The sequence below is a fragment of the Labrenzia sp. THAF35 genome (assembly GCF_009363595.1).
In the GTDB taxonomy this organism is placed as follows: Bacteria; Pseudomonadota; Alphaproteobacteria; order Rhizobiales; family Stappiaceae; genus Roseibium; species Roseibium algicola.
On the sequence record NZ_CP045380.1, the window covers coordinates 5,772,464 to 5,795,610 of the forward strand.

24 protein-coding genes and 1 tRNA gene are annotated in these 23,147 nt (G+C 59.3%); 11 read left to right on the plus strand and 14 right to left on the minus strand.

Features of this window, described 5'->3' with window-relative positions; genetic code table 11:
- Nucleotides 1-87: 87 nt before the first annotated feature.
- The 8 genes from FIU93_RS26510 to FIU93_RS26545 form a co-directional block, all read right to left on the minus strand.
- The gene (locus tag FIU93_RS26510; RefSeq protein WP_006939342.1) at nucleotides 88-714 is read right to left on the minus strand and encodes a Maf-like protein; all 627 of its coding nucleotides are present in this window, start codon (nucleotides 712-714) and stop codon (nucleotides 88-90) included.
- Nucleotides 715-757: 43 nt separating this feature from the next.
- Entirely contained in the window at nucleotides 758-976 is a 219-nt protein-coding gene (infA, locus tag FIU93_RS26515) for a translation initiation factor IF-1 (protein WP_006939340.1), read from the minus strand.
- A gap of 117 nt (nucleotides 977-1,093) precedes the next feature.
- A complete protein-coding gene (locus FIU93_RS26520; protein ID WP_152507232.1) occupies nucleotides 1,094-1,708 on the minus strand; it encodes a GNAT family protein in 615 nt (204 codons plus the stop codon).
- A gap of 15 nt (nucleotides 1,709-1,723) precedes the next feature.
- Complete coding sequence (locus FIU93_RS26525) at nucleotides 1,724-2,176, minus strand: arsenate reductase ArsC (RefSeq protein WP_022999902.1); 453 nt, start codon at nucleotides 2,174-2,176, stop codon at nucleotides 1,724-1,726.
- Nucleotides 2,177-2,181: 5 nt separating this feature from the next.
- Nucleotides 2,182-2,685 (minus strand): UPF0262 family protein, encoded by a 504-nt coding sequence (locus FIU93_RS26530; protein ID WP_152507233.1) that lies wholly within the window; start codon nucleotides 2,683-2,685, stop codon nucleotides 2,182-2,184.
- 30 nt (nucleotides 2,686-2,715) lie between these two features.
- Nucleotides 2,716-4,023 carry a histidinol dehydrogenase gene (gene hisD, locus FIU93_RS26535; RefSeq protein WP_077293138.1) on the minus strand — a complete coding sequence of 436 codons (1,308 nt, stop codon included), beginning with the start codon at nucleotides 4,021-4,023 and terminating at the stop codon, nucleotides 2,716-2,718.
- Between the two features lie 42 nt (nucleotides 4,024-4,065).
- Entirely contained in the window at nucleotides 4,066-4,503 is a 438-nt protein-coding gene (locus FIU93_RS26540; RefSeq protein ID WP_152507234.1) for a DUF2948 family protein, read from the minus strand.
- A 148-nt stretch (nucleotides 4,504-4,651) separates the two neighbouring features.
- The gene (locus tag FIU93_RS26545; protein ID WP_022999898.1) at nucleotides 4,652-4,864 is read right to left on the minus strand and encodes a hypothetical protein; all 213 of its coding nucleotides are present in this window, start codon (nucleotides 4,862-4,864) and stop codon (nucleotides 4,652-4,654) included.
- A 155-nt stretch (nucleotides 4,865-5,019) separates the two neighbouring features.
- Between FIU93_RS26545 and FIU93_RS26550 the strand changes: the two genes are divergently transcribed.
- The gene (locus tag FIU93_RS26550; protein ID WP_152507235.1) at nucleotides 5,020-5,508 is read left to right on the plus strand and encodes a DUF3124 domain-containing protein; all 489 of its coding nucleotides are present in this window, start codon (nucleotides 5,020-5,022) and stop codon (nucleotides 5,506-5,508) included.
- Nucleotides 5,509-5,587: 79 nt separating this feature from the next.
- Here FIU93_RS26550 and murA read toward each other — a convergent pair whose 3' ends face one another.
- Nucleotides 5,588-6,877: a UDP-N-acetylglucosamine 1-carboxyvinyltransferase gene (gene murA / locus FIU93_RS26555; RefSeq protein WP_152507236.1), complete on the minus strand. Its 1,290-nt coding sequence runs from the start codon at nucleotides 6,875-6,877 to the stop codon at nucleotides 5,588-5,590.
- A gap of 175 nt (nucleotides 6,878-7,052) precedes the next feature.
- On the minus strand, nucleotides 7,053-7,235 hold the full coding sequence (locus tag FIU93_RS26560) for a hypothetical protein (protein ID WP_152507237.1): 183 nt from the start codon (nucleotides 7,233-7,235) through the stop codon (nucleotides 7,053-7,055).
- A 605-nt stretch (nucleotides 7,236-7,840) separates the two neighbouring features.
- On the opposite strand from FIU93_RS26560, the gene FIU93_RS26565 reads away from it, so the two are divergent.
- The 3 genes from FIU93_RS26565 (at nucleotide 7,841) to FIU93_RS26575 (ending at nucleotide 10,269) form a co-directional block, all read left to right on the plus strand.
- A tRNA-Thr gene (locus tag FIU93_RS26565) sits at nucleotides 7,841-7,915 on the plus strand.
- Nucleotides 7,916-8,166: 251 nt separating this feature from the next.
- Nucleotides 8,167-9,471 carry a hypothetical protein gene (locus tag FIU93_RS26570; RefSeq protein WP_055658446.1) on the plus strand — a complete coding sequence of 435 codons (1,305 nt, stop codon included), beginning with the start codon at nucleotides 8,167-8,169 and terminating at the stop codon, nucleotides 9,469-9,471.
- Between the two features lie 6 nt (nucleotides 9,472-9,477).
- A complete protein-coding gene (locus FIU93_RS26575) occupies nucleotides 9,478-10,269 on the plus strand; it encodes a hypothetical protein (RefSeq protein ID WP_209010242.1) in 792 nt (263 codons plus the stop codon).
- A 41-nt stretch (nucleotides 10,270-10,310) separates the two neighbouring features.
- Here the strand turns inward: FIU93_RS26575 and FIU93_RS26580 are convergent, their stop codons facing one another.
- Genes FIU93_RS26580 through FIU93_RS26590 form a run of 3 tightly spaced genes read right to left on the minus strand, consistent with a single transcriptional unit; the run spans nucleotide 10,311 to nucleotide 15,329 of the window.
- Nucleotides 10,311-10,979 (minus strand): PhzF family phenazine biosynthesis isomerase, encoded by a 669-nt coding sequence (locus tag FIU93_RS26580; protein WP_173017415.1) that lies wholly within the window; start codon nucleotides 10,977-10,979, stop codon nucleotides 10,311-10,313.
- Nucleotides 10,980-10,999: 20 nt separating this feature from the next.
- The gene (locus FIU93_RS26585; RefSeq protein WP_035908266.1) at nucleotides 11,000-11,929 is read right to left on the minus strand and encodes a DNA-binding response regulator; all 930 of its coding nucleotides are present in this window, start codon (nucleotides 11,927-11,929) and stop codon (nucleotides 11,000-11,002) included.
- Nucleotides 11,916-15,329, minus strand: coding sequence for an ATP-binding protein (locus FIU93_RS26590; RefSeq protein ID WP_152507239.1), 3,414 nt, complete (start codon nucleotides 15,327-15,329; stop codon nucleotides 11,916-11,918). Before FIU93_RS26590 ends, FIU93_RS26585 begins: the two co-directional genes overlap by 14 nt.
- 516 nt (nucleotides 15,330-15,845) lie before the next feature.
- On the opposite strand from FIU93_RS26590, the gene urtA reads away from it, so the two are divergent.
- The 7 genes from urtA (at nucleotide 15,846) to FIU93_RS26625 (ending at nucleotide 22,503) form a co-directional block, all read left to right on the plus strand.
- Entirely contained in the window at nucleotides 15,846-17,024 is a 1,179-nt protein-coding gene (gene urtA, locus FIU93_RS26595; protein WP_208984573.1) for an urea ABC transporter substrate-binding protein, read from the plus strand.
- A gap of 168 nt (nucleotides 17,025-17,192) precedes the next feature.
- Complete coding sequence (urtB, locus tag FIU93_RS26600; protein ID WP_031268940.1) at nucleotides 17,193-18,119, plus strand: urea ABC transporter permease subunit UrtB; 927 nt, start codon at nucleotides 17,193-17,195, stop codon at nucleotides 18,117-18,119.
- A gap of 10 nt (nucleotides 18,120-18,129) precedes the next feature.
- Nucleotides 18,130-19,293: an urea ABC transporter permease subunit UrtC gene (gene urtC / locus FIU93_RS26605; protein WP_062489740.1), complete on the plus strand. Its 1,164-nt coding sequence runs from the start codon at nucleotides 18,130-18,132 to the stop codon at nucleotides 19,291-19,293.
- A gap of 9 nt (nucleotides 19,294-19,302) precedes the next feature.
- Nucleotides 19,303-20,058, plus strand: coding sequence for an urea ABC transporter ATP-binding protein UrtD (urtD, locus tag FIU93_RS26610; RefSeq protein WP_022999885.1), 756 nt, complete (start codon nucleotides 19,303-19,305; stop codon nucleotides 20,056-20,058).
- Between the two features lie 9 nt (nucleotides 20,059-20,067).
- Nucleotides 20,068-20,757: an urea ABC transporter ATP-binding subunit UrtE gene (gene urtE / locus FIU93_RS26615; RefSeq protein ID WP_055658424.1), complete on the plus strand. Its 690-nt coding sequence runs from the start codon at nucleotides 20,068-20,070 to the stop codon at nucleotides 20,755-20,757.
- 58 nt (nucleotides 20,758-20,815) lie between these two features.
- The gene (gene fmdA / locus FIU93_RS26620; RefSeq protein ID WP_152507240.1) at nucleotides 20,816-22,045 is read left to right on the plus strand and encodes a formamidase; all 1,230 of its coding nucleotides are present in this window, start codon (nucleotides 20,816-20,818) and stop codon (nucleotides 22,043-22,045) included.
- Between the two features lie 83 nt (nucleotides 22,046-22,128).
- Nucleotides 22,129-22,503, plus strand: a complete 375-nt coding sequence (locus FIU93_RS26625) for an FmdB family zinc ribbon protein (protein WP_055658420.1) — start codon at nucleotides 22,129-22,131, stop codon at nucleotides 22,501-22,503.
- Between the two features lie 145 nt (nucleotides 22,504-22,648).
- Here FIU93_RS26625 and FIU93_RS26630 read toward each other — a convergent pair whose 3' ends face one another.
- Nucleotides 22,649-23,131: a hypothetical protein gene (locus FIU93_RS26630; protein ID WP_022999881.1), complete on the minus strand. Its 483-nt coding sequence runs from the start codon at nucleotides 23,129-23,131 to the stop codon at nucleotides 22,649-22,651.
- Between the last annotated feature and the right edge of the window lie 16 nt (nucleotides 23,132-23,147).

The following is a 23,147-nucleotide window of genomic DNA, read 5'->3' on the forward strand; positions in this document are numbered from 1 at the left end:
TCACTCTCCGGATTTCTGCTTCGCGCCAACTGCTGACAAGGCAGCCGGTGATGGATCATCGGCTTGCCGAACACGATCTCGACAGCTTCAGGCTGCCGCTGTCGCCCAGCCCTGATGCACAGGGTATCCGGCTGAACTCAGCAGGTTCGCGGTTTCCACCAGGGGCAGTCCGACCACCGCCGGGTAGGACCCGACCAGTTTGACGACAAAACTTCCCGCGAGCCCCTGAATGGCATATCCGCCTGCCTTGCCACGCCACTCGCCGGAGGAAATATAGTCGTCCATGTCCTTGCGCGTCAGGCGTTTGAACCGCACGCGGGTCTCGACAAGCTTGGAACGGACCTTGCCGTTTGCTTCTGCAACGGCCACCCCGGTGAACACCCGGTGGCCACGGCCCGACAGGAGAGACAGGCACATGAGCGCCTGATCGGTCAGCTCCGCCTTGGGCAAGGCCCGGCGGCCGACCGCAACCACGGTATCGGCAGCCAGCACCACACTGTCCTGCATCGCTTCGGACGCATCGGCCATCTGACGAACGGCTTCAGCCTTTGCACGCGCCAGGCGCAGCGCAAGACTGCGCGGTGTTTCATGCTTCTTCGGCGTTTCGTCAATATCGGCCGGCAGGAGGTGATCCGGCTCCAGTCCGATCTGCTGCAGCAGCGCGAGGCGGCGCGGCGAAGCGGAGGCCAGGATCAACTGAGGGGCATTGGTCATCTAAGAGCGAGCCTTGCAGCCGGGGTCACCTTGAAGGATCCGCTTACTTGAAGCGGTAGGTGATCCGCCCCTTGGTAAGATCATACGGGGTCATTTCGACAAGAACCTTGTCGCCCGCCAGTACGCGGATACGGTTCTTGCGCATACGCCCTGCCGTGTGGGCAATAATTTCGTGATCATTTTCCAGTTTTACGCGGAACGTCGCGTTCGGCAACAGTTCTGTTACGACGCCCGGAAACTCCAGAGCTTCTTCTTTGGCCATTTGATATCCTGAATAAAGCGGGCCCTGCCCGCGGGTGCCGGGGAAACTAACGGATTAGCGGCAGAATGTGAACCTTTCTTTCCACCGCTATGCAAAGAAACTGCCAGATCCTATGCATCACCCCCTGCGATCACCATTTCCTGCCGGATTTACGCCGGAAAACCCGGCATTTTCCTGCTGTTCACGCCACTCATCTTCAAGAATTGCGTAATAGAACTCTTCGTCCCAACTACCCTTGAACAGGGCATGCTCGCGAAAATGGGCCTCCCTGCGCATGCCCAGGCGTTCCATCACTCCCCAGGACGCGTTGTTGCGGGCATCGCAGCTGGCGAAGATGCGGTGCAGTCCGAGATCCTCGAACCCCATGTGCAGCAGTGCGCGGCCGGCTTCCGTGGCAAAGCCCCTACCCTGACATTTAGGGTTCAATGTGAACCCGATCGTGCCCTGGCGCGCCTCCACGTTCGTCACCCTCAGCGAAACGTCACCGATGACCCCACCGTCCTTCCTTTCCTCTACCGCGAAGGCCAGTGTCCCTTCACCATCCAGGCACTTCATGTCCGCCCATTTGGCCAGTTTCGACCGGATTTCCTCCAGGCTCCGTGGTTCCCAGAACTGGAACCGAGCAACCTCCGGCAGAGACTGGTAGGCATGAAGAGCCTCCGCATCGCCTGGTTCCATAGGACGCAGTACCAGCCGGCCCGTCAGGACCGGGGACGTGATCTCGAATTTCATCTTGTTCCTTCAGGTTCAGCCGCTTGGCGGCGGCGCCCAGTCCAGGCGCTTCTTGATGCGCATCATGAGCTGATCGCGCACTGCCCGGTATTCGCCCAGGATCTGCTCCCGGCTGCCGGTGGCAAGGGTCGGATCGAGTGTCGGCCAGTATTCGACTTCGACCGATTCCGTTCTCGTCATGTCGAGCGCCTTGTGGTGTGCCTCGGGAGCGAGAGTGACCACAAGATCGAACCCGGATTCGTCCAGATCCTCGAATGTCTTCGGCGTGTGCCGGCTCATGTCGACGCCTATTTCGGCCATGACCGCGTCCACGAACGGGTCAACCTTGCCGGAACGGACACCGGCGGAACGCACATAAATCTGGCCGGGAAAGAGTTTGGCCGTCAGAGCCTCGGCCATGGGCGAGCGTACGGAATTCATTCCGCAGGCAAAAAGCACCGCAGTCGGACGCATGCCCGGCCCGGCCATATCCGTCAGCCCTTCCAGTGCAAGGCGTAAACGAGGGTAAACAGCCGTCGTGCCGTCTGCATGTCGACTTCTATCTTCCCTTCCAGCCGCTCCATCAAAATGGCAGAACCTTCGTTGTGGACCCCGCGCCGCCCCATGTCGATCGCCTCGATCTGGCTCGGTGTCGCGTGGCGGATGGCCTCGTAATAGCTTTCGCAGATCAGGTCGTAGTCCTTGACGATCTTGCGCAGCGGAGACAGTGACAAAACATGAGTGACGACTTCCCTGTCGTCATCGGTCCTGATCCGGAAAACCAGCTTCTTTTCGATTACCGACAGGTTGAGAACATAGCTCGCAGGCGGATGCCCGACGGGCTGAAACGCGTTTTCCTCAATCAGGTCGTAGATCGCAACAGCACGGTCGTGCTCCACTTCCGGTGTGGACCGGGCGATAGAGGCTTCGTCCAAAACCACATCAACCAGCTTTCCGCCGGTTTGTTGCGGTTCGGGATCCGGGTGCGGTTCGCTCATCTGGTCGAAGCCTCTTCTTCAAATCGGGAGCTATAAATTCAGTCTGATGGAAACAGAGCGCGCGTGCGCCGACAACCCCTCTGATTCACCAAGAGCGATTGCCGCCGGCCCGAGCTGACGCAGATTATCCGCATTGCATTTCAGGATCGAGGTGCGTTTGACGAATTCCAGCACGCTCAGACCCGACGAAAAGCGAGCCGACCGCGCGGTCGGCAACACATGATTGGACCCGCCGACATAGTCGCCAATGGCTTCAGGCGTATAATGGCCCAGGAACACGGCGCCTGCGTTGCGCACCTTCTTCAGCAGCGCTTCCGGATCGGCAACGGCAAGTTCCAGGTGTTCGGGAGCAATTCGGTTGGCTAGCGGCATTGCCGCCTCCAGATCGTCCACCAGGATGATTGCTCCGTAATCCTGCCAGCTGGCACGGGCAACATCTTCTCGCGGCAACGTTTTCAACTGCGCTTCGACCGCCGCTTCCACCTGGTTCGCAAGATCTTCGCTGTCGGTGATCAGGATCGATTGCGCAGCGGTATCGTGTTCGGCCTGTGCCAGCAGATCGGCAGCAAGCCAGTCGGCATTGTTGCCGCTGTCGGCCAGGATCAGCACTTCGGACGGGCCCGCGATCATGTCTATGCCGACAGTGCCGAAGACACGGCGCTTGGCAGCCGCCACAAAGGCATTGCCCGGACCGACGATCTTGGCGACCGGGGCAATGGTCTGCGTTCCATAGGCAAGAGCAGCAACGGCCTGTGCACCGCCAATACGGTAGATTTCCGTGACACCGGCAATTCTGGCGGCAGCCAGCACCAGCGGGTTCAGCACCCCGTCCGGGCTCGGAACCACCATGACGATGCGTTCCACGCCCGCGACCTTGGCCGGCACGGCATTCATCAGAACCGAACTCGGGTAGCTTGCGGTACCACCGGGCACATAAATGCCAACAGCCTCGACAGCGGTCCAGAGCGAACCGAGTTCCACGCCGATGGGATCTGTGTAGCGGTCGTCCTTCGGCATCTGGCGGGCATGGTGGGCGTGAATGCGGTCGTGGGCAAGCTGCAGGGCGTCCAACGTCTCCTGCGGCACCTTTGCAAGCGCGGCATCAATTTCTGCGGCGGACACCGTCAGTTCGGCCATGCTCTCGGCCTGCAGCCGGTCGAACCTTGCCGTATAGTCGAGGACTGCCTTGTCGCCTTCGGTGCGAACACGCTCGAGAATGTCCCGGACGATCTGGTCGACATCCTCCGACACTTCCCGTTTGCCGGAAAGGAGAGCCTTGAACTGGTCTTCGAAGCGGGCGTCGTTGATGTTAAGGCGTAGAACCACGCAATTCTCCATCATGTGCGGTGCCGTGCACCGTCTGTCATTCCGTGCGGGCGGTCAGCTGAGGTCGTGTTGCGGCAGGTTCGGCGTGGACCATGCGGCGCCCAGGTCCGACAGTTGTGCCTCGATGCAGTCCACCTCGAGCGCAAGGCTGCCACCACCTGCGAAAGCGAGCTGGATCATGCCGGCCGGCTCTTCGCCCGGCTCGAAGGTCACGGCGAGCAATTCCAGGACGGCACCCTTGGCCTTCTGGTTGATGTTCTGCGCCTTCATGGCCCTGACTTGCGCAAAGGCCAGCGCCGTGCGGCGGCGCTCATGTTCCTTCGATCGCTTGTCGGCTTCCTTGTCCCACACGAACCGGTTCAACACGAACACGGCCTTCTGCTCCTTCGGCAGATAGCGGATATCCGCGATGGTGATCACCGCGTCCTGCAGATGGGCGGAAAGAACCTGAAGGTCTTCCTGGTCAAGGGCGGCAAGTTTCAGCTGGTCCATTTGCTCTTGTTCTGATCCGGTCATGCGTTGTCTGGCAGGACGCATATAAGCGACTTTCTGCCCGGTCCCAAGGCTGTTGCCTAATGGGGAATAACGGTTTTGGCAATCTCCAATGCCCTGAAACATGCCTTGCGGCACCGTGGAGCCCTCAAGGGCCTTCATCCACCCGCTGGCGCAGATCCGCCTTGACCTCGTCCAGCGATGCAATCCGCCGGAAGATCCGCCGGCCCAGCCAGAGCCCGAACACAAGCAGGAAGAAGCCCAGAGACGGCCCGTAGGGCGCCGGAACAAGGACAACAGCGAACAGTGCCGCGAAGGCAAAGGCCAGCTGGACCAAAAACCGGATTGTCTGTGCATTCATGCAGTCGCTCCAACATCGTCCCGCAGGTTATCCCGGCGTCGATTTGTAATCACCCGCCATCTGCCTTCCGTCTTGCAATCAGGGCACGCATTCTGGAAAGTGACGCCAGCACATCAGGGCGACACCCTACCATCACACGAACGCACGGGCACGTAATGCTGAAACGATCCACCTGCCTCGGCCTGCTGGCAGGCAGTCTGCTTCTTTTCCAGACGCCGATGGATGTCCAGTCACAGGATTTTACCGAGAAGGTTCTGGGTGAGACCATATATGTCCCGGCCTATTCGCGGGTCTTTTCCCATCCGAACAGGTCCGACCTTCTGGCGGCAACACTTGCCATCCACAATGTCGACCCTGAAGCCACCATAACGTTGCAGCAGGTCGATTATCACAACGAGGATGGCACCTTGCTGCGCTCTCTGCTCGATGCGCCGGTGGACCTTGCACCCCTACAGTCGAAAACAGTGCTGATCCCGATCAACGACACCACTGGCGGCGTCGGGGCGAATTTCCTGCTCGTGTGGTCGTCGGATAGTGGTGCCCTCAGCCCCATCGCAGAAGCCATCATGACCAGTGGCAGCGGCGGTCCCGGCCCCTCTTTCACGTCACGAGGCCGGGTGATCAAGCGGCAAACGGCGGAGTAGATTTCGCGAAAAATGCATTACATGGGGTGCGGCGCAGTCCACGCCGCCCATGTTTTCACACGGTAATCCAACGGCTTTGTCAGGCCGAGATGCGCTCGATCTTCGCGCCGCAGCGGGTCAGCTTGTCTTCCAGACGCTCAAACCCGCGGTCGAGGTGATAGACACGGCTGACCGTCGTTTCGCCTTCTGCTGCCAGACCGGCAATAACCAGCGAGACGGACGCCCGTAGATCCGTTGCCATGACCGGAGCACCGCGCAGGGTCGAGACGCCTTCGATCATTGCCGTGCGGCCGTCCACATGGATCTGGGCACCGAGGCGGGCCAGTTCCTGCACGTGCATGAACCGGTTTTCAAAAATGGTTTCGGTAATCCGGCTGGTGCCGCCAGCCTTCGTCATCAGGGCCATGAACTGGGCCTGCAGGTCGGTCGGAAAGCCCGGGAACGGTTCGGTGGTGATATCCACCGGCTGGATGCCATTGCCGTTGCGGTAAACCTTGATGCCGTCGGCGGTCTGCGTAATGTCCGCACCGGTCTGGCGAAGTGTCTCGAGCGCCGTTTCCAGAAGGTCCGAACGGGCGCCTTGCAACAGAACGTCACCGCCGGTCATGGCAACAGCCATGGCATAGGTGCCCGTTTCGATCCGGTCCGGAACAACCGCGTGATGTGCACCATGAAGGCGCGGCACACCCTGGATGCGGATGGTCGATGTGCCTTCACCCTCGATCTTCGCGCCCATGGCCTTCAGACATTTGGCAAGATCGACGACTTCCGGCTCACGCGCGGCATTGACGATTTCCGTATCGCCACTGGCCAGCGTCGCCGCCATCATGATGGTGTGGGTTGCACCGACGGAAACCTTCGGAAACTCGACGCGAGCACCTTTCAGCCCACCCGGCGCCTTGACGATGACATAGCCGCCGTCAATCTCGATCTCGGCGCCGAGCGCTGCCAGACCGTCGATGAAGAAGTCTACCGGCCGTGTGCCGATTGCACAGCCGCCAGGCAGCGAGACCCGCGCCTCATGGCTGCGGGCAACCAGCGGGCCGATTACCCAGAAGCTGGCACGCATCTTGGAAACCAGCTCATAAGGCGCGGTCGTGTCGACGATTTCACGGGCGGTCAGGTTCAGCGTCTGTCCGGCAAGGTCATCCTGGCCGCTACGCTTGCCGTTCACCGAGTAATCAACCCCGTGATTGGACAGGATCTGCATAAGCTGGGCAACGTCGCGAAGGCGCGGCACATTCGACAGCGTCAGGGTCTCATCCGTCAGGAGCGATGCGATCATCAGCGGCAGTGCCGCATTCTTCGCGCCGGAAATCGGAATGACACCATTCAGTTCCGCACCGCCAACGACCTTGATACTGTCCATGTTTTTCCCCGAACAGGACCGTGCTCACCGCACGGCCATCCCTTTGCATACGTCAAGAAACTCACATCAAGCGTGCGGTCTACACGCAAGTTATGGCCCATGCAAGGCGCGCAACCGGCTGCGACCGGGCAATTTTGGGGCGATACAGTCCTGCCGAACATCCGGCTGGTGGCCCTCAGTCGGCGTCCCGCGTCTTGGCAGCAGACTTGCGGCGGCGCAGATTGGCTCTCAAGGCTTCGGCCAGCCGGTCTTCGCGGGATTTCGCCCCGGCTTTGTCCGAGGCCTTTTCGCCTGTCTGCTTGCCGGGTTTTCCGCCGCCGCTTTCAGCGGACTTGTGCTGCTGGTCTTTTTCGCCCATGGCGCGCCTGTGTGATGATCCTGTGATTCATTTGTCTAGCAAGCTGCCCGCAGCTTGCCTAGGCGTCTTGTGTGTTCCGCATTGTTTACCGCTAACCCTGCCAGCTTCAGCAGCATTCGGTCTTCCAATCGCTACCCAAAACGTGTCCGCGGCCATGCCGCCCCCCACCAGAGATAAGCAGCATCGCGCCAAGAAGCCTGCACGCGGTGCAGAACCCCGCCTTCAGTCTTCCCTGTTCCCAAACTTCTGATTTCCCCGGATGCTGCTTTCACCCGCCTTTCGGCGAGGGCCTGTCTCCCCTCTCCCGAAAAGGCCAATCTGCTCTGCGCCTCGACCGGCAGGATTGCTTAATATCCACAGGCGAAACAGGGCCAAAAGCACCAGCTTTGCCGCGCCAACCCTTCAATCGTCCCGGCTTTGACGGGAGGGAGCAAATGACTGCGGAAAAAAATCCCAAAACACTGCTTGCGTCCCCGAAGGTCTTATGGCAAAAGCCCCCTCATTCCGGTCGGCGCCGCTGATCGGCACCAGCACTTGCGTCTTGCAACTCAAGCTTTTCAAGCAAAAAAGTTCGACGCCGCGCCTGTCCCAAAGACAAGCCAGATGCTGCCGTAGCTCAGGGGTAGAGCACTCCCTTGGTAAGGGAGAGGTCGAGAGTTCAAATCTCTCCGGCAGCACCATTTCACATTTCTTCCCGTAAAAGACGCTAACACCCTGAATGGTAAGGCAATTTCTGGCGTTCTACAGTCCTCGTTTCGGGTGTATTCCAAGCGCTCATCAAAAACCAATCTGAAGACTGTTTTCTGTAACTCGACGGCGCATGGGCCTTCAAGGTTCTTCCTTGCGTTCCATTGCCGGAATAACGCCGCAATGCTTGGTTTTATGGGTTAAAGCCCTAGCTAAGCTGCTTGCGAGCTTGTGAGGAAATGCGATGAATGAGAGCCAGACGAAATTGACTGCTGCGGAAGCAAAAGGCCTTCGCACTGCCAAGGAGCTTGAAGCTCATCTTGCTTGGCTGGAAACCTTCACACCTGCGGCGCTCGGCGTTCTGGCAATCGCTTCCGGTATCTACACCTACCTGGGTGTGTCCTCTCTGCTGGAGGATACTGGCGCGATGAGTTTCTTCGCGGCGGTGGCCTATTCCGTCGCCGTATCAGTCGGAATTTTCGTATTCTGGAGCTACATGCTTCGGCTCATGCCCGCGATGCGCAGTGCGGCGGGTTTTATCGGGCTTTCTGTTTCAATGCTTGTGGGGTCGGCTGCAATCATTGCCATGTCGAGCTGGCTCAACGCTGCCGCGCTTGCGGGATCGGCGGCTGTCGAACAACACCTGGATACGACAGTCCGTGATTACCAGGCGGCTTTGGAGCAGGCACATGAGATCGCCCTTTCGGGCCAGGCTCTCGGTCGCGAGGTTCAACGTGCCAAGGAAGCATTCGAAGCACTCGCCCAACAGGAACGCTCCGGCGAGCTCTCAGGCACAGCGGGTGAAGGCGCAGTCTTTCGAGTTCTGACGCAAAAAACAGAAGAGCTCCAGAACCTTGAGGAGCAGATTTCAGAACAAAAGCCACTGATTGACTCTGCCTTTGCCCGGGGCAACGAAATCCTTGGGCGCATGCGAGCTCTGACGGTTGCCCCCGGCCCGGTTGAACAAAGGTCGGTCGCGTTTTCGGAGGAAAGTGTGCGTCTTGCCGGCGTTATTGCAAACCTGAACCAGTACTCCGTTGCACCGCTCGTTGCTCGAGCAGCCGAGGACTTGCCTGCATCTGTTGTACTTCCCGAACTTGATGGCCGAAACAGCAGCGTTCGGGACGCTCAATCAAGCACCATCGCATCCGTATTGAACGCCCTCGACCAACGCAGCCAGACCCTGCGGCGCGCAGCCGATGAAGTGCTGGCGTTGGAGCCACCACAGGAGACGGCCTATAATCCGATCTCAAGCGCCGACGCTGTGATCAGGTACGCAGGCAACTTTGTCCCCTCATGGGCTGGTGCGATCGCGATCGACCTCCTGCCCGCCGTTCTGGTCTTTGTGGTCGCAATCACCCAGGCATCGATCCGTAGCGGCCGGGATGGGCTAAGCATCGAGGAAACCCTGACGCTCGCAGACCTCAAGGCAGCAATCAATGCAATGAAGGATGTCGAGGCTTCGATGGGGGCGGCAGACAAGGAAGTCTTGCGCCGTGTCGCAAATGCGGAAACTTCCGAACCCGCAAACCTGAATGCTGCGGAGTAGCACGACGTGTTTTCCGAGCGCCTTGATACGTCGCGAATAACCATCCAGCGCAGCCTGAAGTGGGTTTTGGTCGCTCAGGCGGTCCTGGCAGCCTTGTTGGTGCTCTCGCATCTGCAGGCTCAATGGCCCCCGGGGGCTGGCGGCAACGATGCACTGCCGTCCGGACCCACGACACCCGGCGATCAGGTGAGACACTACGATCCATCTCGAAGCTTTCCCGACTTCATGCGGACACCCGCCCCGTCGACTGTCAAAATTCCGGGTGACATGCCTCCCAGGCTTCAGTTTGAAGTGATCGACAGAGGTGAATTGGGGGAAGCGATTTTCCTGAAGGGCCGGATCTCGTCTGGAGACGCCGAACGCTTTACGAGCTTCCTGGCTAGCCTGGAAGAAGCCCCCAAAGTGGTTTCACTCCATAGCCCCGGTGGCAATGTGAGTGAGGCATTTGAAATTGGTCGTAGCCTGCGCGCAGCTGAGCTGGATACCACCATGCTGCCTGGTCTGGTGTGCCTTTCGTCGTGTCCTTACATTTTTGCAGCCGGTGTCAATCGTTCAGCCTCCAAGGATGCTGCCGTAGGCATGCATCAGCACTACTATGACACCCCCGGCTACATGCCTGTTTTCCTGGCGGTGGAAGAGATTCAGTACGGCCAGGGGGAAACGATGGAATACCTGATCGAGATGGGTATCGATCCAGGCCTGATGGTCCATTCTCTCAATACGCCCCCCAAGGAAATCTACATCCTGGTTGAAAATGAGCTTCTCGGCACCCGGCTCGCGACGGAAATCCTGGACTGAGCACCGATCAGCAGAGGTCGGGTCTGAGCCCGCTCCAAAAGCTAGAGATGCAATTGGCCCGTTGCAGTGAGCACAGCGGAACCGGTCAGCTCAACAGCGTCGGGGCGCACGAGAAGCCGAATATGGCTTTCCCTACCCATAGAAACTCCTTGTACGACCATGAACGTTTCTTGTCCTCCAGCACCGCTGCGGTTGGCCAATAGCCACCCCAGTGGGCCTGCAGCACTTCCTGTTGCCGGGTCTTCCCGAATGCCTACCGTTGGATTGAAGAAGCGAGCATAGGCTTCCCCTCTCTGTTCACCAGATGTCGTGAAAACATAACATCCTTGCGCACCGGCACGCCCTAACAACGGAAGAAGCATGGAGGCGTCAGGCTCCGCACGGTCAACTTCGTCGCGCGAAACGAGCCTGACGAGCATATGCGCCGCACCCGTGGAGACCACAACCGCTTCCTGCGGCCCAAGGGCCGGTTCAGTCTTGTCGAGCCCCAGTGCTTCGGCAAGCGCCTGCAAGTCCCCGACGTCGCCAATATGGCGCGGCATGGCCTGAGACAGGGAGACTGTGACCCGTCCATTTTCCCGTCCGATCGAAACTGGAAGAAGCTCGTCCCCCAATTGCTGAACAAACGAGGTGCGCTCACCTAGTTGGCCCGTTTCTTCCAACCACCACCAGACACCAGGTGAAAAGCGACGCGATGCATCCTCCAGCAAGACTTTCTTGCGAGCTGAGTTCAGCCTTCCAGGATACGTCTCAGTGAAACAACCGCGGCCGAGGTCCGGTTTTCAACGCCCAGCTTGCCGAAGATCCGGTCCAGATGCTTGTTCACCGTGCGTGGGCTCATGTCCAGAATGGAGGCGATTTCCTTGTTGGACTTGCCGTTGGCAATCCAGATCAGGACTTCGGCTTCGCGTTCCGTCAGGTCGAAGGCGTCCTTCAGGATTTCGGAAGGCACGCTGTCCGAGACATCCGACACGCGCAGCAGATGCTCGCCCGCACTGATGTTGCCGGCATAAGTGAACCGCAACTCCCGTCCCTTGATGCGGGCAACAATGTCCTCTTCCTTCTGGGCAGCCTTTCCCTGTGGCAGCAGGTAATGGCGCAGCCAGTCGACGGCAGCTTCCGGCAACTGCCCGGCTGCCGCTGCGTCCTCGGCCGTGCCCGTACCAAGCAGCGCGGAAGCCTGCGGCGTTGCCCAGCATACGGCGCCCGACAGGTCGACCGACATCAAGTAACGACCGGATGCATCAAGTGCGACATGGGCGCTGCGCGAATTTCGGGCGTTGGAAATATGCACGCGCAGACGGGCGATCAGTTCGTCCGGGTTGACCGGCTTGGTGACATAGTCGACGCCACCTGATTCCAGGCCCCTGACAATATGTTCCGTCTCGCTCAGTCCGGTCATGAAGAGAACCGGCACATCCCGAAGGTCTTCCAGCGCCTTCAGGCGCTTGCTGGTTTCGAAACCGTCGAGCTCCGGCATGATCGCGTCCATGAGGATCGCATTGGGGATCACGCGGGCTGCGATTTCTATCGCCTTTCGACCGCTTTGGGCCACCAGAACTGTGAAACCGGCTTCCTCCAGGGCGTCCGAAAGCATGCCCAGGGAAGAAGGCGTGTCGTCGACCAGCAGCACCGTCTCGGCCTGACTAGGAGCACTCATGATCATGTCCGAGCCTTTCCAGAAGCTTGTCGTATTGGGTGAGATCGAATTCCTTGATGAGACGCCGCATGTGATGGACGAAGTCCGCCGCATGCGGCTCATGCGCCTCGATGTCGTCGAGTTTTGCCTTGATTCCGCGCACATAGCCGATGTCGCTCAGCTGTTTCAAAATCCCGAGGCTCTCTTCCGACGGCAGGCAGGCCTTCTCGAATATCGCCCTGCCCGACGATCGCAGGCCCTCTGCCGGCGGCGCTGCCGCAGGGTCGTCCGTGCGCCAGACGAGTTTCAATGCCAGCTGAAGCTTGTCCTGCAATTCCTGCAGCCTCACGGGCTTCACCACGTAATCGTCATGATAGATCCGGTGCACCGGGTCCCGGCCGCTGTCATCCGCATTGGCCGAAATCATGATGATGACCGCATCGCCAAATCCGCTTTCCCGCAGCTTGCGGGCAAGGTCCCAGCCACTCATGCCCGGCATGCTTATGTCGAGCAGAAAGGCATCGGGACGTTCGTCCTGTACCATCGCCAGGCACGAGCGGCCGCTTGCAGCTGCAAGAATCTTGAAACCGAGCGGCGACAGGAAATCCCTGACCAGCGCTCTTTGGGCGGGATCGTCATCCACCACCATGATCGTCTGGATCGGACCGTGATACCCGCGAATGCGTTTTTCCGCCCGCCCCGCCTGGATCGGCGCTTCCGCGGCGCTCAACAGCATGCGGACCTTGAACGTGCTGCCGGCACCAACCGTGCTTGAAACCTGGATGTCACCGCCCATCACTTCGCTCAGGAGTTTGGTGATCGTCAGACCGAGCCCCGTCCCGGGAACGGCCTCCTTGCCGTCTTCCTCTATGCGTTCGAACGGATTGAAGATCCGCTCGAGATTTTCCGGAGCGATGCCGATGCCGGTATCGACCACTGCAAATTCGGCAACCTGGCTGTGATAGGACACCTTCAGTTTGACGCTGCCTGTGTCTGTCCATTTGATGGCGTTCGACAACAGGTTGATCAGCACCTGCCGCAAGCGCTTCTCGTCACCGAACACGAACACCGGAAGGTTTTCGGCAGGCTCGAACAGAAAGCGCAATTCCTTGGCGTCGGTCTGGAGGCGGAACATGTCGACGGTCTGTGCCAGGAATTCATGCAGGTTGAACCGTTCCCGGTAGATGGTGAGATGCCCGGCCTCGATCTTGGAGATGTCCAGCAGGCCCTCGATCAGCCCGGCCAGGTGATCGGCCGAATGCTGGATCACCTTCACGGCGTCGCGTCTGTGGGCGGGGATTGCCGGGTCCTTGCGCATCAGCTGAGCGTAGCCGGAGATCGCATTTAGCGGCGAGCGCAGTTCGTGGCTGATGCCGACCACATAACGGCTCTTGGCTTCGTTGGCGGCCTCCGCGGCTTCCTTGGCTTTCTGCAGCTTGGCGTCGGTGCGTTTGTGCGCGCGGATTTCCTTCATCAAAAGGCTGGTCTGGCGCCTTGTTTCCTCATTGGCGAACTTCCGGCTTTCGTGGACAAGAACGAACAGCCAGGCCATGACACCCGAGGTGACCAGCAGAATGAAGAAGACCTGGGTCAGCGCCCTGCCGACCCCTTCGCTGCCCGCCCCCGGCGAAATGGTTTCCGCCTCGACATAGACAAGCGACAGGATCGCCCCGAGCGAAGCGGTGATCAGGATCATGACACTGAAATAAAGCCCGATCCGGGAGCTCATCCAGCCGGCGATCCGGTCCGGAAGGATCGAATGAAGCAGAACAGTGACCTGGTCGCCGATGCGTGCTTCCTGTTTGCAGTCATCCTCGCAGCGCGCGTCGAGAGAGCAGCACAGCGAGCAGATCGGCCCCGAATAGACCGGGCAATGCGCCATGTCCTCATGCTCGAACGTATGTTCGCAAATACAGCATTGAATGTCAGGGGGACGTTCGCCGTCGGGGGTTACAGCCCGTACCGGTTCACGGGCGATATAATATTTGCCGCCGGTCGCGTAGGCGATCAGCGGGGCAAGGAGAATGGCGGTAAACAGAGCAATGTAGCTTGCCAGCGCATGAGCGGCCTGGCCGAACACCCCGGAATAGGCAATGAGGGCGATCAGGCTTGCCGCGCCCATAGAGCCAAGGCCAACCGGATTGATGTCGTACAGATGGGCACGCTTGAACTCGATATGTTTCGGGCTGAGCCCAAGCGGCTTGTTGATGACAAGATCGGCAAAGATCGCGCCGATCCAGGCAACGGCAACCACAGAATAAAGACCGAGCGTGCGTTCCAGCGCTTTGTAGACACCAAGCTCCATGAGCGCGAGTGCAATTGACACATTGAAGACCAGCCACACCACCCGGCCCGGGTGGCTGTGGGTGAGACGGGAGAAGAAGTTAGACCAGGCAATGGAGCCGGCGTAGGAGTTGGTCACGTTGATCTTGACCTGGCAGACAATCACGAAAAGCCCTGTCAGGGCGACTGCCACCTCCGGCGTCGTGGCCCTGGTGAAGGCGACCAGATACATGTGCGTCGGCTCGATTGCCTTTTCCGGGCTGAGGCCGCTCTGCAGGGCCAGAACCACCAGGAACGACCCCAGCAGCAGTTTCACCGCGCCGATAAGGATCCAGCCAGGACCTGCCGCCAGAAGGGCGAACCACCATTTCAGCCTGTGCCCGCGCCGTTGACGCGGCAAAAAGCGCAGGAAATCGACCTGTTCGCCGATCTGTGCGATCAGCGAGAACAGAACGGCGCTTGAAGCACCGAAAAGCAGGAGGCTGAACTGGCCGCCCTCGTCGCCCAGCCGGCCGGAGAAGTTCTGCCAATCGTCCAGCGGAGCCACGCCCTGCCAGGCCAGGAAAGCAAACGGCAGGATCTGCAACACGATCCAGAGCGGCTGGGTGTAGATCTGCAGCCGGCTGATCAGGGTGATGCCGTAGATCACCAGCGGAATGACCACAAGCGTGCACAGAAGATAACCGATGTTGAGCGGCACACCGAGGAACAGCTCCAGCGCCGTTGCCATGATGGCCGCCTCGAGGGCGAAGAAGATGAAGGTGAAACTTGCGTAGATCAGCGAGGTCACTGTCGAGCCGATATAACCGAACCCGGCTCCGCGGGTGAGCAGGTCGATATCCACGCCGTATTTCACGGCATGGTAGGCAATCGGAAGGCCGGTAATGAAGATGAGCAGGCAGACGACGCCAATCGACGAGACGGCATTCGTGAAACCGTAGTTGTAGGTGACGGCAGCCCCGATCGCCTCAAGGGCCAGGAAGGAAATTGCGCCCAGCGCGGTGTTGGCAACCCAGACCGGAGACCAGCGGCGGGCGCTTTTGGCGGTGAAACGGAGCGCAAAGTCCTCCAGGGTCTGATTTGCGACCCACTGATTGTATGTTCTCCGCAGGCGTACAACCCGCTGATGACTACCCATTGCCCATCACCATCCCGCCCGCCGGAACCGGCGCGCCAGCCCACTCATTGTGCATCGCATCTATTTTTCATGCACATTTTTGTTCAAGATTTGCGACCTCCCCCTCGAATTGATCAACAACCGCCGATCGACGAACTTCCTAGCAATTTCTATGCCTCAATCAAAAAATATTAAAAAATTTCAATATTCCCATCAATACAAGTTATTCGAATTCAAAAAATACGAATGACAACTTCCCTTATTATCGAATTTCAGATTTTTGGACTATGAATTTATTCCAAACATGGAAGTCTTTCACATGCGGCGGTGCGGAGAAATAAGTCAAATAACCCACAGCAACTGACGCATTGCGGCAGTGCACAATTCCAGACGAGCCTTGGATGCATGCGGAGGAGCTTCACGGCGCTCTGCTTCAACCTCAACCTCAGAGGGGTCCAGAGAATGAAACGTCTGAAAGACTTGATTGACCACCGGCTGTCTCGCCGGTCCGTGCTGTCAGGCACGGCAGCCGCGGCAATGCTGGCCACCGCCAGCACATTTGCACCTGCCATCGCCGACGACGCCAACACGACTGGCCTTGCGGTCACCGAAGACACCGTGAAGGTCGGCATCCTGCACTCCGTCACCGGAACCATGGCGATTTCCGAGACCGGGTCGGTGCAGGCGGAAAAGCTCGCCATCGACCAGATCAACGCTATGGGCGGCGTGCTTGGACGCAAGATCGAATACATCCAGGAAGATGGCGCATCCGACTGGCCGACCTTTGCCGAAAAGGCAAAAAAGTTGCTGGTGAACGACAAGGTCGCGGCTGTTTTCGGATGCTGGACATCCGCGTCGCGCAAGGCCGTTCTGCCGGTCTTCGAGCAGTATAACGGCATGCTCTATTATCCGACCTTCTATGAAGGCCTGGAGCAGTCCCCCAACGTGATCTACACCGGCCAGGAAGCCACCCAGCAGATCATCGCCGGCATCGACTGGGTCGCCAAGGAAAAAGGCGCCAAGAGCTTCTATCTGCTTGGTTCAGACTATATCTGGCCGCGGACGTCCAACAAGATCGCCCGCAAGCACATCGAGAAGCTTGGCCTGGAGGTCGTCGGCGAAGAGTACTATCCGCTCGGCCACACCCAGTTCAACTCGGTGATCAACAAGATCAAGCTGAAGAAGCCGGACGTGATCTACGCCATCGTCGTGGGTGGTTCCAACGTTGCCTTCTACAAGCAGCTGAAGGCTGCCGGCATCGACATGACCAAGGAAAAGCCTGTTCTTCTGACCATCTCCGTGACCGAGGATGAAATCCGCGGCATCGGCGGCGAGAACATCGAAGGCGCTTATGCCGCGATGAAGTACTTCCAGTCTCTCGACAATGAGAACAACGCCGAATTCGTCAAGTCCTTCAAGGAAATGTGGGGCGACGACATCGTTATCGGCGACGTAACCCAGGCCGCCTACCTCGGCCCCTGGCTCTGGAAGGCCGCGGTTGAAAAGGCCGGCAGCTTCGACATCGACAAGGTGCGTCTTGCCTCCCCGGGCATCGAGCTCACCACCGCGCCGGAAGGCTATGTCCGCGTCCATGAAAACCACCACCTGTGGTCCAAGACCCGGATCGGCCTTGCCAAGCCGGACGGCCAGTACGAGCTGGTTTACGAGACGGCCGACCTGATGGAGCCGGATCCGTTCCCGGAAGGCTACCAATAAGCCTCCGACAGTTCCCCCAGGGATGGAAACGCCCTTCCAGAAAGCGGGCATAACCGGGGCGCTGCGTGGAAGCAGCCTGCGCAGCGCCCGTCCCCTTCGTTTCAAACCCTTATTCGCAGCAGGGGAACAGGCGTTCCGCCTTGACCCCGCAGCATGGAGACGCGCGCAATGTTCGCCGATTATTCATGGACGGAACTCGGGTCCATATTCGCCATGCAGGGTTTTGCCGGACTGATCCTGTTTTCCGTTTTCGTCCTCATGGCCCTGGGTCTTGCAATCATTTTCGGCCAGATGGGCGTCATCAACATGGCTCATGGCGAGTTCATGATCCTGGGCGCCTATGTCACCTACCTTTGCTCCAATTTCGTCGAGACCTATGTCCCGTCCCTGTTCGGCATCTACTTCTTCTTCGCCATGGCATTGGCCTTCGTCGCTGCGGGTGCACTCGGGGCACTCGTCGAATGGTCGCTCATAAGGCATCTCTACAAGCGTCCGCTGGATACCCTGCTGGCGACCTGGGGCCTGAGCCTCATCCTTCAGCAGGCCTACCGGTCGATCTTCGGCGCGCGTGAAGTCGGCGTCAGCCTGCCGAACTGGCTGCTCGGGTCCGTGCCGCTGACGGACATCATCGAAATCCCGATCAACGGCATCTTCGTCATGGTACTGACCCTGGTCATCGCCATCGGCGTCTATTTCATCCTGTTCCGCTCCCGCATGGGCATGCAGACCCGCGCTGTGGTCCAGAACCGCGTCATGGCCGGGGCCGTCGGCATCAACACCGAAAAGGTCGACCGGCACACCTTTGCCCTTGGCTGCGGTATTGCAGGCATTGCGGGCAGCGCCTTCACCATGATCGGCTCAACCGGCCCCACCGCCGGGCAGCTTTATATCGTCGATACCTTCCTGATTGTCGTTTTCGGCGGCGCAGCAAGCCTGCTCGGAACGATCGCGTCTTCCTTCGCCATCAGTCAGGCCCAGTCCACCATGGAGTTCTTCCTTTCCGGCTCCATGGCGAAAGTCCTCACCCTGCTGACCGTCGTCGGGATCCTGATGCTGCGCCCCGAAGGTCTCTTCTCCCTGAAAATCCGTCGCTGAGGAGGTTCCGATGACACATGTGAAATCCCTGCTGTCTCGACAGGAACTGATCGGACTGCTGGTCGTGGCCGCGCTGATCTTCGTCTTGATGCCCCTGTCGATGGACATCTTCCGTCTCAACCTGTTCGGCAAATACCTGACCTATGCCTTCGTCGCTATCGGGCTGGTGCTGTGCTGGGGCAAGGGCGGTATCCTGAGCCTTGGGCAAGGCGTCTTCTTCGGCCTGGGCGGTTATTGCATGGCCATGTACCTGAAGCTGGAGGCCTCCACGCCGGAAGCGACCGCGATCCAGTCCACCCCGGGAATTCCCGACTTCATGGACTGGAACCAGATCACGTCCCTGCCCTGGTTCTGGGAACCCTTCAACAGCCTGACCTTCACGCTGCTGGCCATCATCGTCCTTCCCGCGCTGTTCGCCTTCGTTATCGGTGCGGCGATGTTCAAGCGAAGGGTTGGCGGTGTCTATTTCGCCATCATTACCCAGGCAATCGCGGCCATCCTGACGATCCTGATCATCGGACAGCAGGGCTACACCGGCGGCGTCAACGGCATCACGGATCTCAGGACCCTAAAGGGATGGGACATCCGCACCGACGAAGCCAAATACGTTCTCTACTACGTCAACGGAGGTCTTCTGATCGCCGTCCTGCTGCTGAGCCAGTTCGTTCTCAAAAGCAAGCTCGGCCGTCTCTTGGTCGCCGTCAGGGACAAGGAGGACAGGGTCCGGTTTTCCGGTTACGACGTCTCCAACATCAAGATCTTCGTCTTCTGTTTTGCCGCGGTCCTGTCAGCCATCGGCGGCGCCATGTTCACCTTGCAGGTCGGCTTCATGTCCCCCTCGTTCGTGGGCATCGTTCCTTCCATCGAGATGGTCATCTTCTGTGCGGTCGGCGGCAGGCTTTCCATCTTCGGCGCGGTCTACGGAACGCTGCTGGTGAACTGGGCCAAGACCACCTTTTCCGAAACCTTCCCCGAATTGTGGCTCTTTGGCCTGGGCGGGCTCTTCATCGCCGTTGTCCTGGTGTTCCCGAACGGATTGTCCGGCCTCTATCGCACCTACCTGGCACCGCATGTCGACCGGCTGATTTCACGGGGCAATAGCGGCAACAGGTTAGAACCAGTCAGCCCTCCCCCCGACCTTGACGGCGACGCAACCGCAAAGCCAGCCGAGTAGGAGAGACACATGAACACCATCAGCAACAACACCGACTTCCTGCTGTCCATCGAAAACCTGTCTGTTTCCTTTGATGGCTTCAAGGCGGTGAACGACCTGAACCTTTACGTCGACGAAAATGAGATCCACGTCATCATCGGACCGAACGGCGCGGGCAAGACAACGGTTCTCGATCTGATCTGCGGCCGCACCAAGGCGACTGCCGGCTCGATCAAGTTCCGCCAAAAAGAACTGACCCAGCTGCGCGAACACGAGATCGTGCTTGAGGGGGTCGGACGCAAGTTCCAGAACCCGTCCATCTATGAGGACCTGACGGTTTTCGAGAACCTGGAGCTTTCCTTTCCCCGTGGCCGCAGTGTCTTCGGTGCCCTCACCTTCAAGCGCGATGCGGAGGTGACGACCCGCGTGCGCGAGATTGCCGAAATGGTGTTCCTCGACACGCTTCTGGACATGCAGGCAGCCCTGCTCAGCCACGGCCAGAAACAATGGCTGGAGATCGGCATGTTGCTGATCCAGGACCCGGAACTCCTGATGCTCGACGAACCTGTTGCCGGCATGAGCGTCTCGGAGCGCAAGCAGACCGCGAAGCTTCTCAACGAAATCACCAAGGGACGTTCGGTGATGGTTGTCGAACACGACATGAAATTTGTCGAGGACATCGCCCACCGCGTCACCGTCCTGCACCAGGGCAAGATCCTGTCCGAGGGCTCCATGGCAAAGGTGCAGGCCGATCCCAAGGTCATTGACGTCTATCTCGGCCACTAGGAGGCGACCATGCTCAATGTTGCACAGTATCACGTTGCCTACGGCCAGAGCGAAGTCCTGCACGGCCTCGACTTCACGGTCGCGCCGGGAGAAATCATCGCCATCATGGGCCGCAACGGCATGGGCAAGACCACGCTGATGAAATCCCTGATGGGGATCGTGCCCACCAGCAACGGCGCTGCCGCGGTCGACGGCGTCGACATCACCACCATGAAGAGCTACGAGCGCGTCGCCAGAGGCATCGCCTATGTGCCTCAGGGGCGGATGATCTTTCCGACCATGACGGTCCAGGAAAACATCGAAACCGGCCTGACCATCAGCGGCCAGAGCAAGGTTCCCGGCGACATCTACGAGCTGTTTCCGGTGCTGCTCGACATGAAGGGCCGTCGCGGCGGCAATCTCTCGGGCGGCCAGCAACAGCAGCTGGCGATTGCCCGCGCGCTGGCGACCAACCCGAAGGTCCTGCTGCTGGACGAACCAACCGAAGGCATCCAGCCGTCGATCATCCGCGAGATGGGCCGCGTCCTGAAACGTATCCGCGACGAGCGCGGACTTTCCATCGTTGTGTCGGAACAGGTTCTGTCCTTCGCCCTCGACGTCGCCGACCGGGTGCTCGTCCTGGAGAACGGCCGCCTTGTCCACGACGAACCGCGGGCAAGCGTCGACGAGGAAAAGGTCTCCGCGTTCCTGTCCGTCTAACCAGCTCATCCAGTTCAACAGCGCACGCTTTTCAGGCGCAAATCCAGAGGAGAAACCCATGGCAGATACACTGATTTCGGTAGATTTGAGCGAGTCCCCGCATACCAATGAAAAGGTCCATAACCGCTGGCATCCGGATATTCCGATGGCGGTCTGGGTGGAACCTGGCGACGACTTCAAGATCGAGACCTATGACTGGACCGGCGGGCAGATCAAGAACAATGACGACGCGGCGGATGTGCGCGATGTCGAACTGGAACAGGTGCACTACCTCTCCGGTCCGATCGGCGTCAAAGGAGCCGAGCCGGGCGATCTACTGGTCGTCGATATTCTCGACATCGGCGCCAAGGAAGAAATGCTCTGGGGCTTCAATGGCTTTTTCTCCAAGCAGAATGGCGGCGGGTTCCTGACGGAGCACTTCCCGGAAGCCCAGAAATCCATCTGGGATTTCGAAGGCATGTTCACGCGCTCGCGCCATGTGCCGGGCGTCAGTTATGCCGGCCTGATCCACCCGGGTCTGATCGGCTGCCTGCCGGACCGCAAGATGCTGGACATGTGGAACACTCGCGAAAAATCGTTGTTCGATACGGATCCTGACCGCGTTCCGGCACTTGCCGCCCTGCCGAACACCCAGTCTGCGCATATGGGACAGCTCAAGGGTGAAGCGCGCGACAAGGCAGCTGCCGAAGGCGCACGGACGGTTCCCCCGCGTGAACATGGTGGCAACTGCGATATCAAGGATCTGTCGCGCGGTTCGAAGATCTATTTCCCGGTCTATGTGGACGGTGCCGGTCTCTCCATGGGTGACCTGCATTTCAGCCAGGGCGACGGTGAAATCACCTTCTGCGGCGCGATCGAAATGGCCGGCTGGCTGCACATCCGGGTCAACCTGATCAAGGGCGGGGTCGCGAAATACGGGATCAAGAACCCGATCTTCAAACCCTCACCGATCACGCCGAAATATGACGACTACCTGATCTTTGAAGGCATCTCGGTCGATGAGGCCGGCACACAGCATTACCTTGACGTGCACATTGCCTATCGCATGGCCTGCCTCAACGCCATCGAGTACATGAAGAAGTTCGGCTATTCCGGCGCGCAGGCCTACGCCATCCTGGGAACGGCGCCTGTGCAGGGACACATTTCGGGCGTGGTCGATATTCCGAATGCCTGTGCCACCTTGTGGTTGCCGACCGACATCTTCGACTTCGACATGATGCCGGGTGCGGACGGACCGAAGACCTTCATTGACGGATCGGTCGACGTTCCGCTTGCCCCGGATCATTGATCCGGACGCGAAGACGAGACGGGCCCTGCCCGTCTCAAACCCCTTCTGCCGGCGAGCCGGCTTTCCGTCTTTCAGGATCAATCATGCCGACCTACGATTATCTGTGCGCTTCCTGCGGTCCCATCTCCGCCAACCGGCCGATGTCCGCCCATGCGGATCCGATCGAATGTCCGATTTGCAAGGCGGAAGCTCCGCGCGCCATCCTTCAGGCACCGCATATGTCGGGCCTGTCTCCCAGCGACCGGGCTGCCCATCAACGCAATGAAACTTCCCGGCACAACCCGAAATTCTCGACCAAGTCGGATCGTGACGACAGTGCGAGAGAAAACCGAAAACGTCACCCGTCAGGCTGCTCGTGCTGTTCCGGCGCGAAAGGCAATTTTCGCTCAAGTGCGGTCTACAAGGCCGACGGCAGCAAGACTTTCCCCTCAAAACGCCCCTGGATGATCAGCCACTGACAGGTCGCGTATTCAGGGATACGTGGCAGGTCGCCTTGTTCCACTTCGTCAAAAGCTGCGTGAGGAGGAGGCGGCCACTCGGTCAGGGATATAGTTTGTGTGACCTTGCTCACGTTGGCCCAAATGTCTTCAACGTGGCTGTTGGTCAGTCGCACGCATCGTAGCGGCTGTCGCCGAATTCCAGCCAACGCTGACCGTCGTCTTCGAACACAAGGTATTCGGAGTGGTCTTCCCCCAAGAGGGCAACCACAAAGCCGCGCGGCGGTTGTGTTTTGCCGAAGTAGCTATAGGCTGTCATAGCTCTTATATCGGTCCCGTTCACCGTCACGACAGCATCCCATTCCCCTTCGGGTTGTTCCGGTGTGTGGTATTCAATTCTCTGTTTTCCTGCCGCCTCGCCACAATAGGCGACACCTTTGGACGGCTGCGCCGACACCCGCACGAACCGCCCGTTGAAGATGGAACACGAGGCACCTGCCAACTGGTTCGGGCCGCATCCCCTTTCGAGTGCCCATGAGCTGCTGTGCATCCTTTCGCCGGCAGGAAAAACAGCGCGCCACTGTCCGGCGGTAGCGGGAACCGCTGCAAAGGTGAGTGCGACAGTGAAGCAAATTCCGAATTTGAACATATCTTTTAGTCCCGAT

Bases quoted from the DNA above. Each gene is read 5' to 3' on its own strand.
- FIU93_RS26590 (WP_152507239.1), bottom strand. From the start codon at position 15,329: ATGGGTAGTCATCAGCGGGTTGTACGCCTGCGGAGAACATACAATCAG.
- urtC (WP_062489740.1), top strand. From the start codon at position 18,130: ATGACACATGTGAAATCCCTGCTGTCTCGACAGGAACTGATCGGACTG.
- infA (WP_006939340.1), bottom strand. From the start codon at position 976: ATGGCCAAAGAAGAAGCTCTGGAGTTTCCGGGCGTCGTAACAGAACTG.
- FIU93_RS26545 (WP_022999898.1), bottom strand. From the start codon at position 4,864: ATGAATGCACAGACAATCCGGTTTTTGGTCCAGCTGGCCTTTGCCTTC.
- murA (WP_152507236.1), bottom strand. From the start codon at position 6,877: ATGGACAGTATCAAGGTCGTTGGCGGTGCGGAACTGAATGGTGTCATT.
- FIU93_RS26540 (WP_152507234.1), bottom strand. From the start codon at position 4,503: ATGGACCAGCTGAAACTTGCCGCCCTTGACCAGGAAGACCTTCAGGTT.
- FIU93_RS26570 (WP_055658446.1), top strand. From the start codon at position 8,167: ATGAATGAGAGCCAGACGAAATTGACTGCTGCGGAAGCAAAAGGCCTT.
- FIU93_RS26625 (WP_055658420.1), top strand. From the start codon at position 22,129: ATGCCGACCTACGATTATCTGTGCGCTTCCTGCGGTCCCATCTCCGCC.
- urtD (WP_022999885.1), top strand. From the start codon at position 19,303: ATGAACACCATCAGCAACAACACCGACTTCCTGCTGTCCATCGAAAAC.
- FIU93_RS26520 (WP_152507232.1), bottom strand. From the start codon at position 1,708: ATGAAATTCGAGATCACGTCCCCGGTCCTGACGGGCCGGCTGGTACTG.
- urtB (WP_031268940.1), top strand. From the start codon at position 17,193: ATGTTCGCCGATTATTCATGGACGGAACTCGGGTCCATATTCGCCATG.
- FIU93_RS26630 (WP_022999881.1), bottom strand. From the start codon at position 23,131: ATGTTCAAATTCGGAATTTGCTTCACTGTCGCACTCACCTTTGCAGCG.
- FIU93_RS26530 (WP_152507233.1), bottom strand. From the start codon at position 2,685: ATGAGCGAACCGCACCCGGATCCCGAACCGCAACAAACCGGCGGAAAG.
- fmdA (WP_152507240.1), top strand. From the start codon at position 20,816: ATGGCAGATACACTGATTTCGGTAGATTTGAGCGAGTCCCCGCATACC.
- urtE (WP_055658424.1), top strand. From the start codon at position 20,068: ATGCTCAATGTTGCACAGTATCACGTTGCCTACGGCCAGAGCGAAGTC.
- FIU93_RS26560 (WP_152507237.1), bottom strand. From the start codon at position 7,235: ATGGGCGAAAAAGACCAGCAGCACAAGTCCGCTGAAAGCGGCGGCGGA.
- hisD (WP_077293138.1), bottom strand. From the start codon at position 4,023: ATGGAGAATTGCGTGGTTCTACGCCTTAACATCAACGACGCCCGCTTC.
- urtA (WP_208984573.1), top strand. From the start codon at position 15,846: ATGCTGGCCACCGCCAGCACATTTGCACCTGCCATCGCCGACGACGCC.
- FIU93_RS26585 (WP_035908266.1), bottom strand. From the start codon at position 11,929: ATGAGTGCTCCTAGTCAGGCCGAGACGGTGCTGCTGGTCGACGACACG.
- FIU93_RS26525 (WP_022999902.1), bottom strand. From the start codon at position 2,176: ATGGCCGGGCCGGGCATGCGTCCGACTGCGGTGCTTTTTGCCTGCGGA.
- FIU93_RS26550 (WP_152507235.1), top strand. From the start codon at position 5,020: ATGCTGAAACGATCCACCTGCCTCGGCCTGCTGGCAGGCAGTCTGCTT.
- FIU93_RS26510 (WP_006939342.1), bottom strand. From the start codon at position 714: ATGACCAATGCCCCTCAGTTGATCCTGGCCTCCGCTTCGCCGCGCCGC.